Annotated in this window: 14 protein-coding genes; 3 read left to right on the top strand and 11 right to left on the bottom strand. The window is 64.8% G+C overall.

What is annotated here, in order from left to right:
- Positions 1-7 precede the first annotated feature (7 nt).
- Positions 8-427, bottom strand: a complete 420-nt coding sequence (locus tag H8B02_RS25790) for an NUDIX hydrolase (RefSeq protein ID WP_229168850.1) — start codon at positions 425-427, stop codon at positions 8-10.
- A gap of 99 nt (positions 428-526) precedes the next feature.
- Positions 527-1,027: a hypothetical protein gene (locus tag H8B02_RS25785; RefSeq protein ID WP_229168842.1), complete on the bottom strand. Its 501-nt coding sequence runs from the start codon at positions 1,025-1,027 to the stop codon at positions 527-529.
- A 62-nt stretch (positions 1,028-1,089) separates the two neighbouring features.
- Here H8B02_RS25785 and H8B02_RS25780 point away from each other — a divergent pair, with 62 nt between their 5' ends.
- Entirely contained in the window at positions 1,090-1,851 is a 762-nt protein-coding gene (locus H8B02_RS25780) for an SOS response-associated peptidase (protein ID WP_229168841.1), read from the top strand.
- Positions 1,852-2,252: 401 nt separating this feature from the next.
- On the opposite strand, the gene H8B02_RS25775 is transcribed toward H8B02_RS25780, so the two are convergent.
- The 3 genes from H8B02_RS25775 to H8B02_RS25765 are packed head-to-tail and all read right to left on the bottom strand — an operon-like array spanning position 2,253 to position 3,562.
- The gene (locus H8B02_RS25775) at positions 2,253-2,639 is read right to left on the bottom strand and encodes a RidA family protein (RefSeq protein WP_229168840.1); all 387 of its coding nucleotides are present in this window, start codon (positions 2,637-2,639) and stop codon (positions 2,253-2,255) included.
- Between the two features lie 3 nt (positions 2,640-2,642).
- Positions 2,643-3,122: a DUF6691 family protein gene (locus H8B02_RS25770; protein WP_229168839.1), complete on the bottom strand. Its 480-nt coding sequence runs from the start codon at positions 3,120-3,122 to the stop codon at positions 2,643-2,645.
- 2 nt (positions 3,123-3,124) lie between these two features.
- Positions 3,125-3,562 (bottom strand): YeeE/YedE family protein, encoded by a 438-nt coding sequence (locus H8B02_RS25765; RefSeq protein ID WP_229168838.1) that lies wholly within the window; start codon positions 3,560-3,562, stop codon positions 3,125-3,127.
- A gap of 205 nt (positions 3,563-3,767) precedes the next feature.
- On the opposite strand from H8B02_RS25765, the gene H8B02_RS25760 reads away from it, so the two are divergent.
- Positions 3,768-4,202 carry a hypothetical protein gene (locus H8B02_RS25760; RefSeq protein ID WP_229168837.1) on the top strand — a complete coding sequence of 145 codons (435 nt, stop codon included), beginning with the start codon at positions 3,768-3,770 and terminating at the stop codon, positions 4,200-4,202.
- Between the two features lie 301 nt (positions 4,203-4,503).
- Here the strand turns inward: H8B02_RS25760 and H8B02_RS25755 are convergent, their stop codons facing one another.
- Together H8B02_RS25755 and H8B02_RS48630 are read right to left on the bottom strand one after the other, a co-directional pair.
- Positions 4,504-5,004: a mismatch-specific DNA-glycosylase gene (locus H8B02_RS25755; RefSeq protein WP_229168849.1), complete on the bottom strand. Its 501-nt coding sequence runs from the start codon at positions 5,002-5,004 to the stop codon at positions 4,504-4,506.
- A 243-nt stretch (positions 5,005-5,247) separates the two neighbouring features.
- On the bottom strand, positions 5,248-6,105 hold the full coding sequence (locus tag H8B02_RS48630) for a hypothetical protein (RefSeq protein ID WP_312001215.1): 858 nt from the start codon (positions 6,103-6,105) through the stop codon (positions 5,248-5,250).
- 154 nt (positions 6,106-6,259) lie between these two features.
- Between H8B02_RS48630 and H8B02_RS25740 the strand changes: the two genes are divergently transcribed.
- Complete coding sequence (locus H8B02_RS25740) at positions 6,260-7,933, top strand: flavin-containing monooxygenase (RefSeq protein WP_229168834.1); 1,674 nt, start codon at positions 6,260-6,262, stop codon at positions 7,931-7,933.
- Between the two features lie 78 nt (positions 7,934-8,011).
- Here the strand turns inward: H8B02_RS25740 and H8B02_RS25735 are convergent, their stop codons facing one another.
- From H8B02_RS25735 to H8B02_RS25720, 4 genes are all read right to left on the bottom strand, one after another.
- Entirely contained in the window at positions 8,012-8,407 is a 396-nt protein-coding gene (locus tag H8B02_RS25735; protein WP_229168833.1) for a hypothetical protein, read from the bottom strand.
- 330 nt (positions 8,408-8,737) lie between these two features.
- The gene (gene thiC / locus H8B02_RS25730; protein WP_229168832.1) at positions 8,738-10,636 is read right to left on the bottom strand and encodes a phosphomethylpyrimidine synthase ThiC; all 1,899 of its coding nucleotides are present in this window, start codon (positions 10,634-10,636) and stop codon (positions 8,738-8,740) included.
- A gap of 165 nt (positions 10,637-10,801) precedes the next feature.
- Positions 10,802-11,410: a thiamine phosphate synthase gene (locus H8B02_RS25725; protein WP_229168831.1), complete on the bottom strand. Its 609-nt coding sequence runs from the start codon at positions 11,408-11,410 to the stop codon at positions 10,802-10,804.
- Positions 11,397-12,179, bottom strand: coding sequence for a thiazole synthase (locus H8B02_RS25720; protein ID WP_229168830.1), 783 nt, complete (start codon positions 12,177-12,179; stop codon positions 11,397-11,399). The genes H8B02_RS25725 and H8B02_RS25720 overlap by 14 nt, the downstream gene beginning before the upstream one ends.
- Positions 12,180-12,273 lie beyond the last annotated feature (94 nt).

Below are 12,273 nucleotides of genomic sequence, written 5' to 3'. Positions count from 1 at the left end.
ACAGGCCTCAGACCAGCCGCCGGGCGGCCGCAATGACCTCATGGAGACCGCCGGTGACCTTGAGGTCGCCGATCTCCTCCGGGGCCAGCCATTTGAAATCGTCGTGCTCGTCGTTCAGCACGGGTTCGCGGGAGGCCCAGCGCGCCGCGAACGTCATGATCATATAGTGCCCGGTGCCGGGACCGGTCGGCAGCACCTCGCGCCAGCCGGCGAGCCCCAGGATCTCGACCCGCAGGCCGGTCTCCTCGTCGATCTCCCGGTGCAGGGCGGTGTGCAGCGTTTCGCCGAACTCGACCCGGCCGCCGGGCAGCGAATAGAAGCCCTTGCCCGGCGAGCGGGCGCGGCGCACCAGCAGCACCTTGCCGTCGCGGAAAATCACGCCGGAGACGGCGAGCTGCGGGCGGATCGGAGGTTCAGGAGAGCTCAAGGCGATCAACAATCAGGTTCACGAGCATGATCCGGAAAAGTGGAGCCCGGTTTTCCGGAAAGATCATGGTCAAATGGGGATTTCATCATGCCCGATAAATCAGGCGCCCGCCATGATGCCGTCGACATCGGCCTCTGCGGCGCCGTTGATGACACCGGCGGTCTGCATCACCAGCGGCTTGACCCAGACGATGGCCTGCTCGGCGAGCGCGACCCGGCTCTTGTCCTGCTGCAACTGCCGCATCGCGGAGCCGACCTCGGTCAGGATCCTGGTCATGCTGTCGGTGAGCTGGTCGAATTCGGCGCGGATACCGGCGTTCGCGGTCTCATAGGACTCGATCGCGAGATCGCGTGCCTTGAAATTGGACGCGGTGAAATGCTCGGCATAGGACAGGGGCTGCCATTCCAGGAAATCGTCGGCGCATTCCGGCAGGTCCGGCACCATCTCCAGCAGCATGATGGCTTCGTTGAAGTGATTGAGGTAGTCGGTGGCAAGCCCGGTGCGGGGATTGATGTTGGCGGCGCGCAACAGCGCCGCCCGCGCCTCGTCGGGGTACGTCGGTCGCGGGGAAGAGCCCGCTATGGCGGCCGTTGAGGTCATTGGTCGCAGTCTTTAACGGTCCAAGTTAAGGCTGAATAAACGGATACCACCCTGGACAGGATATGTGCGGACGCTTTGTCATTACCTCGCCGCCGGCGGCCTTGCGAGAGATGTTCGGCTACATGGAGCAGCCGAATTTTCCGCCGCGGTATAATGTTGCGCCAACGCAGCCGATCCCGGTCGTGCTGCTGCAAAATGGCGGCCGGCATTTTCAATTGATGCGCTGGGGCCTGATCCCGTCCTGGGTCAAGGATCCCCGCACGTTCTCGCTGCTCATCAACGCCCGCTCCGAAACGGTGCGGGAGAAGCCGGCCTTCAAGAATGCGATCAAGCGTCGCCGCGCGCTGATCCCGGCCGACGGCTATTACGAATGGCAGGATGCCGGCGGCCGCAAGCGGCCGTTCTTCATCCATCGCCGCGACGGCCATCCGCTCGCCTTCGCCGCGCTTGCCGAGACCTGGATGGGACCGAACGGCGAGGAGCAGGACACGGTCGCGATCGTCACCGCGCCCGCCAGCCCCGACCTCGCGCAACTGCATCACCGCGTGCCCGTCACGATCCGGCCCGAGCAATTCGCGCGCTGGCTCGACTGCCTGCCCAACGATGTCGACGACGTGATGCCGATGTTGAAGGGACCCGATGTCGGGGAGTTCGCCTGGCACCAGGTGACGATGCGCGTGAATGCCGTCGCCAACGACGACGCGCAACTGCTGCTGCCGATGAGCGCGGAAGAGATCGCCGCAGAGGACGCGCCGCCCCCGAAGAAGGCGGCAGTGCGCAAGACGGCCGTGCGGGAGGATGACGGGCAGGGGTCGTTGTTTTAGGGGCTGACTGAAGAAGCGCGGCGCGATCAGGATATCAGCCCGCGTCTCTCCACATCGTCGTCCTGGCGAAAGCCAGGACCCATAACCACCGAATTCGCTTGTGAACGCCAATGCGGCCGCAGCGTCGCGCAGCAATTGAGATGCGGGGTAATGGGTCCTGGCTTTCGCCAGGACGACGGCGAGTGTGCTGCACGGCTTCAATTCGATCAGCTTGTTTTGTCGCAGGCGTGCGCTTTCTCCATTCGTCATTCCCCGGTGCGCAATTGCGCACCTGAGGGCTCGCGAAGGGAGAGCCCGGAATCCATTTCGCCGCGAAGCTTGCGGCTTGATGGATTCCGGGTTCGTGCTGCGCACGCCCCGGAATGACAGAGTGGATGAAGCGGGCCCTCAGGAGAGAGCCATCACCCCTTCACTGACGCCACGCCCTCGATCTCGATCAGCATCTTCGGATTGGGCAGCGCCACCACGACGCAGGTGGTGCGCGCGGGGTAGGGTGCAGGGCCGAACGCGCCGGCATAGAGGACGTTCATTGTCGCGACGTCGCTGGCGCGGGTCAGCAGCACGTTGACCTTGACGAGATCGCGCATCGTCGCGCCGGCCTCGGTCAGCACGCGCCGGAAATTGGTGACGACGTTGGCGAACTGCGCCTCGAAGCCGTCGGGCAGCTCGCGGTTGGCGTCGAATCCGGGAATGCCCGAGATGAACAAGAGATCGCCGACGCGGGCGCCGAACGAGAGCGGCGGCGCTGTGACGCCGGGCGGAGGAGGGAAGTGCTTGATCTCAGTCATGGGTCACCCGTCTGCGCGAGAGGGAAGGGAAGCGGTGTCGACGCCGCGCGGCGCCATTGTGCGCCGCCGCCAGAGATTCTTGCCGAAGAGATTCTGGCCGATCATGCCTGCCAGCATCGCGACGACGAACACCACGATCGGCAGCGAAAGCCCGGCAAGATTGACCAGCGCGGGGCCGGGGCAGATGCCGGCGAGGCCCCAGCCGATGCCGAACAGGATTGCGCCACCAACGAGCGGCGCATCGATGTCGTTGCGGTCCGGCCAGAGGAAGCGCGCCGAGAAGGCGGGCGCTGTGCGCCGCCGCGCGATCGCAAAGCCTGATGCTGCGACCGCAACCGCACCCGCCATCACGAAGGCAAGCGTCGCATCCCATGCGCCGAACAGATCGAGGAAGCCGAGCACCTTCCGCGGATCGGTCATGCCCGAAATCAAAAGGCCCGCGCCGAAGATCAGGCCGCAGAGGAAGCTTGCGAGAAAGCGCATCGCTAACCCCCGATCCCGTGCCTGACGATGGCAACGGTTACGACCGCCGCCGTCATGAAGATGAACGTGGCCACGATCGAGCGGCCGGACAGCCGCGCGAAGCCGCAGACGCCGTGGCCCGAGGTGCAGCCATTGCCCATCCTTGTGCCGAACCCGACCAGAAGGCCCGCGATCGCGATCACCACGAGGCTCGCATTCATCGCAGGCCGCGGCAGCGGCGCGCCGAATAGCGCCGCAATCAGGGGCGCCGCGATCAGCCCGGCGATGAACGCGATGCGCCAGGAGTGGTCGGAAGTGCGGTCGGCGGTATCGGGCTGGAGCAGGCCGCCGACGATGCCGGTGACGCCGGCGATCCGCCCGGTCAGCAGCATCAGCAGCGCCGCGGCGAGCCCGATCAGCGCGCCGCCGGCGAGGCCGGAAAGTGGGGTGAAATCGTGCATCGGTGCAGGTCCCTGTTGCGCAAACTCCTCAGCGATGGCGCAAAGCGGTGGGCGCACATGCGCCAATGGTCGCGTGGCTGCGTGGGCGATGATAGACTCCGCAACAACAGGAACAAGCGCAATCCCGCGTGTTTTGCCGGCATTTCGACGTGCCGCCGCCCGATTGGATTGCCGCGATTCGCTTCACTTCGTCTGGAGAACTCCCATGAGATTGTCATCCGCCGCCCGCGCCGTGCTGCTCGCACTGGCGCTGCTCACCGGATCGTCCGCTGCACTGGCCGACGAGGGCGCGGTGACGCTCGTCATCTTCAAGGGCGGCTGGATCTTCGGCGGCTCTGCCGGCAAGGGCGTCCTGACCTTCCACGGCCAGACCTACGGGCTCACCGCCGGCGGGCTGGACTATGGTCTCGTGTTCGGCGGCTCCCAGACCACGTTGCAGGGGCGGGTGCGCAACATCCGCCGCGCCCAGGATATCGCCGGCGTCTATGCCGCGGCGGGCATGGGCGTTGCGCTCGGCGCCGGCGTGCGCGGCATCCTCCTGACCAACCAGAACGGCGCGGTGCTCGAATTGAGCGGCAAGCAGATCGGACTGATGGCCAATGTCGACCTCAGCGGGCTTGCGATCACGTTGAAGGAGTAGGCCGGGTTCTCTTCACTTCTCCCGCTTGCGGGCAGGGCTATCGCAGAAGCCTGCCTCCGCAGGGGCGCACCGCCAAAACATGGAAAACAACCCCATGCAAAGTAGCCGGCGGCGCCCCGGCGTTCGACACGGCTTGACATGTCGGGCAAATCAGCGGCATTATTCTATTATTCGGAAATTGCGCAGGCGCGCCTCACCCCGCGCGATGGCACGTGGCCGTAGCCGTATGCGATTGGCCTGCGCTTGCGGGGCAGGGAACGGCAACTCGATGAAGCGGTACGATCGCCCTACGTTTTCGTGATCACTCGGCGAGCTCGCGCCACGGCTGCAAACTCCAATGTCCGGACGCCGCGCCCGATGGCGACGGCAGCACGAACACGTCAGGAAAGTCGCTCGTTGATGGCTGCCGCCCCAGCGCAAGCGCGCTGGTCGGCCTGTTGTAAAACAGGCTCGCCGCCTTCCTGCTGGTGAACGCGATCGTCTTCGGCCGAAACGTCTCGATCTTCGCCCTGAATCCCACCAAATCGAATGAGTCCCGCGAGATCTCATGATCCATCCCGGCGCCGGTCTTGGAGAGATCGGTGAAGCCGATGCCGAGTTCGAGCAGCGCTGCGAATTCGTCCGGCCGATAGCGCCGCGGCGTGATGCCGGCCTCATGCAGCGCGCGCCAGAAGCGATTGCCGGGATGCGCGTAGTAATGCCCGACTGCGGCCGAGCGCGGGCTGGCCGCGGTGCCGACGAACACCAGGCGCAGATTGGCGCGGAGCTGGTCGGGGAGGCGGTGGAATTTGGTGTTGTGCATGTAGTGGAATGATGGAAGAGACGCGTAGCCCGCATGAGCGAAAGCAACATGCGGGGTGACTGCGAGCCCCGATGTCGCTTCGCTCATCCGGGCTACTGCCTACCATTTCTGCCGCTGTCATTCTATCATTCGGCGATGAACCGTGAAGAATTGGTCGCCGCCTACACGGCACCCGGCCGCCGCTATCACAACCTCGCGCATATCGAGGACTGCCTCGCGGCGCTCGCGCGTGTCGACGGCCTCTCAGTGGCCGAACGCGAGATCTTGTCGGAAGCGATCTGGTGGCACGATGTCGTCTACGATCCGACCCGGCCGGACAATGAAGAGCTCAGCGCGCAGCTCGCCGAACGGCATGTCCACACCGATATCAGCCACGAGGTCGGCCGCCTGATCCGGTTGACGAAGACGCACGACGTTCAGGCCGGCGATCGCCTCGGCGCGATCCTGATCTCGATCGACCTCAGCATTCTCGGCGCGGAGCCTGCGCGCTACGATGCCTATGCCGCGGCGGTCCGGCAGGAGTTCATCCATGTCGGCGATGCCGATTATCGCGCCGGCCGCGCCCGTGTGCTTCGCCACTTCGCGGCGCGCCCGGTGATCTTTCCGGATGCCGGCTTCGCGGCGGCATATGACCGCCGCGCCCGCGACAACCTCGCGCGTGAACTGGCGTCGTTGGGCTGAGGCGTGCCCGCTCATCTGCGCTGCGCTAACGCACCGGCTCCTTGATCTCGTCTTCGGTCGCGACGCCTGCGATGGCCCGGCCGCGCGCACCATCAGGAACGTTCCCGAGTACGGCGTGCCGCGGATGCTCCAGCGCCCGTCGATCTCGGTCGCGTCGGCATTGACCGCGCCTTCATAGTGGACCGTGTCATAGCCGTAGCCTCGCGGCTCGTAGCGTTTGACGAACGACACCGCGCTGCCGGAGCGCTGCCCCGCCAGCGAGGCGTTGTGTGTGCTGAGCGGGCAGCCGGGCGCCATGCAAGGTTCGGTCACGCTGCCGCCGAGCGCGCCGCCGGCGTCGATCAGCGTCGCCAGGAACGTGACCATGCCGCCTGGCTGAACATAGCTGCCGTCCCAGACGCCGGTGAGATTGTCGGTCATGCTGCTCGTCCGGTTACCGCTTGTTGAACTGCAACGATCGATGTGGTGCAGGCAGCGCCTCAACGCAAGTTATGCCCGCTCGCGAGCGGTTGCCTGATCAGGCAAAAGGGTCTGTAATTGACCCAACAGATCAAGAAGAATTTTGGGAGCGGACATGACGGGAGAGGCGAAAACCCATTACGAGGTGATCGTGGTCGGCGCCGGCGTCGCCGGCATCTACCAGATCAAGCGGCTGGCCGATCTCGGCATCGACGCCACCGTGCTGGAAGCCGCGCCCGATCTCGGCGGCACCTGGTACTGGAACCGCTATCCCGGCTGCCGCTTCGATTCCGAGAGCTACACCTACGGCTTCTCGTTCTCGCGCGAGCTGCTCGACGAATGGCACTGGAAGGAGCGCTTCTCCGGCCAGCCCGAGAATCTGCGCTACCTCAACTACGTCGCCGACAAGTTCGACCTGCGCAAGCACATGCAGTTCAACTGCAAGGTCGAGACCATGCAGTTCGACGAGACGCGCGATCTCTGGCAGCTCAGGCTCGGTGACGGCCGCGAGCTGACCTGCCGCTTCGTGGTGCTCGCGATCGGGCTGCTCTCCGCGCCGACCATGCCGCGCGTGCCGGGGATCGCGGACTTCAAGGGCCGCTCGTTCCATACCTATTACTGGCCGCACGAGCCGGTCGATCTCGCGGGCAAGAAAGTCGCGGTGATCGGCACCGGTGCGACCGGCATTCAGGTGATCGGCGAGATCGCCGACAAGGTCGGTGAGCTCACGGTGTTTCAGCGCCGGCCGAACTGGAGCGCGCCGCTCAACAACAGCGCGATCTCGGAGGCGGAGATGGCCGACATCCGCGCGCGCTATGACGAGATCTTCGCCGCCTGCGCGCTGACGCCCGGCAGCTTCGTGCACGGGCCCGACAAGCGCGGCTTCTACGAGGTGAGCCGTGAGGAGCGGCTGGCATTGTGGGACAGACTCTACGATGAGCCCGGCTTCGGCATCTGGCTCGCGAACTTTCGCGAGATCTTCATGGACGAGGCCGCCAATGCGGAACTGTCCGAATATATCGCGGACCGCATCCGTCGCCGCGTCAACGATCCCAAGGTCGCCGAAAAGCTGATCCCGCGGGATCACGGCTTCGGCGTGCAGCGCCTGCCGCTGGAGACCCAATATTTCGAGGCGTACAATCGCGACAATGTGCAACTCGTCGATCTCTCCGAGACGCCGTTGGTCCGCGTCACCGAGAAAGGCCTGCGCACCACGGCGCGCGACTACGAGTTCGACATCATCGTCTACGCCACCGGCTTCGATGCCATCACCGGCGCCTATGACCTGATCGATATCAGGGGCATCGGCGGCGAGCGGCTCGCCGACAAATGGAAGCAGGCGCCGTCGACCTTCCTCGGCATGCTCGTGCACGGCTTCCCGAACCTCTTGATGCCGACCGGCCCGCAGAGCGCATCGGCTTCCACGAACTTCCCGCGCGGCATCGAGAACGGCGTCAACTGGTGCACCAATCTCCTCCAGTACATGTGGGACCGCGGCCTGACCCGCGCCGACGCCACGCTGGAGGCGCAGCAGCGATGGACCGCGCATGTCGCCAAGATGTACGAGATCATGCTGATGCGCAAAGCCAAGTCGTGGTTCACCGGCTACAATTCCAACGTCCCCGGCCACGAAGAGGGCACCGTGCGCTACTTCGTCTACAACGGCGGCACGCCGAAGTTCCTGGGGATCATCAATGGCGTCGCGGCGGAGGGGTATCGGGAGATTGAGTTTGGTGCGGGGGCGGGGGGACGCGTGCAGGCCGCGGCCGTTGGCGCGTCAGCATCGTAGGGCGGGTCACGCCTTCGGCCAACCCACCCTACGAGACTTGCTGATCCGGCCTACTTGCTCGAGCCGTCGCGACCGACGTCACATCGGGCAGCGAACATACGGCGTCGACACCGGCACCGGCTCCTTGGAGCTGAGCGTGATCTTGTTCTCTCCGGAGAGTTTCACGTCGAATGCCACGTCTGAAATCGCGACACCGTCCGAGCATGACGCGATCACGCGTACATCCTTCCCGTCATCATGCAACGATTTGACGGTGCATTTTTGAAACGTGCCGGTGATTTGCTTGCCCTGGACGATCAGGCCGCCCGCGTTGAAATCAGCGTCTTTCCTGAACGCGAGCTTGTTGTTCTCCTTGGTGAATACATGGTCGCAGGCCGAGGCGTCGATCGTCCAGGCTCCGTTCAGATCGGCAGCCTGTGTTGAAGCCGATTGCGCAACGAGAGCTGCTAATAGCACCGCATTAATGGTTCTCATAAAACTCTCCAACTAAAGGGGAGATTGGATTGCTGGACCCTCTGCGAACCGGACGTAGAATTGCCGCAGATAACACGCCCGACGCGGCCTCATCGCTCCTGAGCAGCACAGCAAGCGATCAGATGGCGGATCTTTCATTGATCCAAGTCAATGGTTCTGCGGAACGCCTGCCTTGAGCGGGTTGGTGTCATGCCCGGCCCTGTACAATCCGCACATTAAGAAAACACGCCTCGAAGTAAAAAGGCCTGGCTTCAGCCCGGCCTTCTTACTTTTGATGGATGCCGCAAGGATGCGCTTCGCGCTTCTACTCAGGCACGACGAGCGGAAGGGTCACAACACCCGATTGCTCTCCTTCACCTTGTCCGCATCGAGATACAGGTTCTCGCCCATCTCCTTGAACTTGGCGCTCATCTGCGCCATGCCGTCCTCGATGGTACCGCTCGTCGACATTCCGACGCCGGTCGGGTCGTTGAGCGTCGCGGCGTAATCGCGGACGTCCTGGGTGATCTTCATCGAGCAGAATTTCGGGCCGCACATCGAGCAGAAATGCGCGACCTTGTGGGCTTCCTTCGGCAGGGTCTCGTCGTGGAAGTTCTTCGCGGTCTCGGGGTCGAGGCCGAGGTTGAACTGGTCCTGCCAGCGGAAGTCGAAACGGGCGCGGCTGAGCGCGTCGTCACGGAGTTGGGCTGCGGGGTGGCCCTTGGCGAGGTCCGACGCGTGGGCTGCGATCTTGTAGGTGATGACGCCGACCTTGACGTCGTTGCGGTCGGGGAGACCCAGATGCTCCTTCGGCGTGACGTAGCACAGCATCGCGCAGCCGAACCAGCCGATCATCGCAGCGCCGATGCCGGATGTGATGTGGTCATAGCCCGGCGCGATGTCTGTGGTCAGCGGGCCCAACGTATAGAACGGCGCCTCGCCGCATTCCTTGAGCTGCTTGTCCATGTTGATCTTGATCTTGTGCATCGGCACGTGGCCGGGGCCCTCGATCATGACCTGGCAGCCCTTGTCCCACGCGATCTTCGTCAGCTCGCCGAGCGTCTCCAGCTCAGCGAACTGCGCGCGGTCGTTGGCGTCCGCGATCGAGCCGGGGCGCAGGCCGTCGCCGAGCGAGAACGAGACGTCATACTTGCGCATGAGGTCACAGATCTCGTCGAAGTGCGTATAGAGGAAGCTCTCCTTGTGATGCGCGAGGCACCACTTCGCCATGATCGAGCCGCCGCGCGACACGATGCCGGTGACGCGGTTGGCGGTCAGGTGGATGTAGGACAGCCGCACGCCGGCGTGGATCGTGAAATAGTCGACACCCTGTTCGCACTGCTCGATCAGCGTGTCCTTGTAGAGCTCCCAGGTCAGCTTGACGGGATCGCCTTCGCACTTCTCCAGCGCCTGATAAATGGGAACGGTGCCGATCGGCACCGGCGAGTTGCGCAGGATCCATTCGCGGGTGGTGTGGATGTTGCGCCCGGTCGAAAGGTCCATCACGGTGTCGGCGCCCCAGCGGATCGCCCACACCATCTTGTCGACCTCTTCCTCGACCGACGAGGTCACCGCCGAGTTGCCGATATTGGCGTTGATCTTGGTCAGGAAGTTGCGGCCGATGATCATCGGCTCGAGCTCGGCATGGTTGATGTTGGACGGAATGATGGCGCGGCCGCGCGCGATCTCGCTGCGGACGAATTCCGGGGTGATGAAGGCCGGCACCGAGGCGCCGAAACTCTCGCCGTCGGCGAGTGCGGCCTCGGCGCGCTCGAGCTGCTGCTTGCGGCCGAGATTCTCGCGCTCGGCGACGTAGATCATCTCCTTGGTGATGATGCCGGCGCGGGCGAATTCGAGCTGCGTGATCATGTGGCCGTCGAGGCCGCGCAGCGGCGTGTGGTGCGCGGTGAACGCCTTGGCGGCATGCGATGCGCCGACATTGCCGTTGTCCTCCGGCTTGATGGTGCGGCCCTGATATTCCTCGACGCCTCCGCGCTCCCTGACCCAGGCGAGGCGATTGCGCGGCAGGCCGCTGTTGACGTCGATCGTCACGGCCGGATCGGTGTAGGGGCCCGAGGTGTCATAGACCGGCAGGTTCGGCTCGCCGGCGCCTTCGGAGAGGATGATCTCACGCAGCGGCACGCGGATGTCGGGCGCGGCTTCCGGGGTCGCAAAGATTTTTCGCGATGAGGGCAGCGAGCCGGTGGTGACGGCGGGGAGCGTGGTGTCGGGGTTGGAGCGGATGTTCATGGGATCCTCCGTTTTAATCTCTTGGGAAAGCGTTGTTCTCGTCACCCTGAGGTGCGCGCGTCAGCGCGCCTCGAAGGGTCGACGAGCCGGGCCGTCGCCCTTCGAGGGCCGCTGAAGAAGCGGCCACCTCAGGGTGACGGTGCGTATAGTGTGCGATGGGCAGCATCACGCGGCCTCCGCGTTGAGGCCGAGCCATTGCCGCACCCGCGCGTCGGGGTCGGCGTTCTGGGTGACGTCGCTGACGACGGCGATCGAATCTGCGCCGGCGGCGAAGATCTCGGCGGCGTGCTCGAACTTGATGCCGCCGATCGCGACAAGGGGGATCGCGCCGATGCGCTTCTTCCACTCGGTGATCTTCGGTATGCCCTGCGGCGCGAACCGCATCGACTTGAGCGTCGTGAAGAAGATCGGGCCGAGCGCGACATAGTCGGGTTTTGCCGCGAGCGCGATGGCGAGCTCGGCGTCGTCATGGGTGGAGACGCCGAGCGTGAGCTTTGCTTTGCGGATTTCAGAGAGGTCAGCGTCGGCAAGGTCTTCCTGGCCGAGATGCAGATGCTCGGCGCCGGCGACGATCGCCGCGCGCCAATAGTCGTTGACGACGAGTTTTGTGCCCGTGCCGTTGGTCACGGCCAGCGCGTCTGTGACGATCTGCAGCGCCCCGGCATCGTCGAGTTCTTTGGCGCGCAGCTGGATGGTGCCGACGCCGAGTTTGGTCAGTCGCTCGACCCACTTGATGCTGTCGACGACGGGATAGAACGGATCAGGATACGGCATGCCAGAACGGGGTCCCAACGACAGGGGTGGAGGGGGAGGCGAAGTCGCGGGCTTCCATCAGCCCGGCTTCATAGGCGGTGCGGCCGGCCTCGACGCCGAGGCGGAAGGCATTGGCCATCGCAACCGGATCGGCAGCTTTGGCCACCGCGGTGTTGAGCAGCACGGCGTCATAGCCGAGCTCGAGCGCTTCGGCCGCATGCGACGGCGCGCCGAGGCCTGCATCGACCACCAGCGTGATGTCGGGCAGGCGGTCGCGCAAGAGCTTCAGCGCGTCGCGGTTGGTGATGCCCTTGGCGCTGCCGATTGGAGCTGCCCACGGCATCACCACCTTGCAGCCGGCCTCGACCAGCCGCGAGGCGACCGAGAAATCCTCGGTGCAATAGGGGAACACTTCAAAGCCGTCCTTGATCAGGATGGTGGCGGCCTCGACCAGGCCGACGACGTCGGGCTGCAGCGTGTCGTTGTCGGCGATCACCTCGAGCTTGATCCAGGGCGTGCCGAACAATTCGCGCGCCAGCTTCGCGGTGGTCACCGCCTCGCGCACGCTGCGGCAGCCCGCGGTGTTCGGCAGCACGGTGACGCCGAGCTCGCGGATCAGCGCCCAGAACGCATCGCCGGTCTTGCCGCCCGCCGCCTCGCGCCGCAGCGACACCGTGACGATGCTGGCGCCGGAAGCGCGGATCGCGTTCTGCATGATCGCAGGCGACGGATACAGCGCCGTGCCGATCAGCAGGCGAGAGGGGAAGGATTTGCCGTAGAAGGTGACCATGTGTCTCCTCACACTATGCCGTCGTCCCGGCGAAGGCCGGGACCCATAACCACGACCGGGTGTTGTTGCGACGAGCGTCTCCAAGTGTGCCCAA

The sequence above is a fragment of the Bradyrhizobium altum genome, assembly GCF_020889705.1.
Lineage (GTDB): Bacteria > Pseudomonadota > Alphaproteobacteria > Rhizobiales > Xanthobacteraceae > Bradyrhizobium > Bradyrhizobium altum.
The sequence above is the reverse complement of the archived record's forward strand: the minus strand, read 5'-3'. Positions and strand labels throughout refer to the sequence as shown.

Coding starts and splice junctions, on each gene's coding strand:
- thiC (WP_229168832.1), bottom strand. CDS start 10,636: ATGAACATCCGCTCCAACCCCGACACCACGCTCCCCGCCGTCACCACC.
- H8B02_RS25725 (WP_229168831.1), bottom strand. CDS start 11,410: ATGCCGTATCCTGATCCGTTCTATCCCGTCGTCGACAGCATCAAGTGG.
- H8B02_RS25765 (WP_229168838.1), bottom strand. CDS start 3,562: ATGCACGATTTCACCCCACTTTCCGGCCTCGCCGGCGGCGCGCTGATC.
- H8B02_RS25740 (WP_229168834.1), top strand. CDS start 6,260: ATGACGGGAGAGGCGAAAACCCATTACGAGGTGATCGTGGTCGGCGCC.
- H8B02_RS25780 (WP_229168841.1), top strand. CDS start 1,090: ATGTGCGGACGCTTTGTCATTACCTCGCCGCCGGCGGCCTTGCGAGAG.
- H8B02_RS48630 (WP_312001215.1), bottom strand. CDS start 6,105: ATGACCGACAATCTCACCGGCGTCTGGGACGGCAGCTATGTTCAGCCA.
- H8B02_RS25785 (WP_229168842.1), bottom strand. CDS start 1,027: ATGACCTCAACGGCCGCCATAGCGGGCTCTTCCCCGCGACCGACGTAC.
- H8B02_RS25760 (WP_229168837.1), top strand. CDS start 3,768: ATGAGATTGTCATCCGCCGCCCGCGCCGTGCTGCTCGCACTGGCGCTG.
- H8B02_RS25755 (WP_229168849.1), bottom strand. CDS start 5,004: ATGCACAACACCAAATTCCACCGCCTCCCCGACCAGCTCCGCGCCAAT.
- H8B02_RS25720 (WP_229168830.1), bottom strand. CDS start 12,179: ATGGTCACCTTCTACGGCAAATCCTTCCCCTCTCGCCTGCTGATCGGC.
- H8B02_RS25735 (WP_229168833.1), bottom strand. CDS start 8,407: ATGAGAACCATTAATGCGGTGCTATTAGCAGCTCTCGTTGCGCAATCG.
- H8B02_RS25775 (WP_229168840.1), bottom strand. CDS start 2,639: ATGACTGAGATCAAGCACTTCCCTCCTCCGCCCGGCGTCACAGCGCCG.
- H8B02_RS25770 (WP_229168839.1), bottom strand. CDS start 3,122: ATGCGCTTTCTCGCAAGCTTCCTCTGCGGCCTGATCTTCGGCGCGGGC.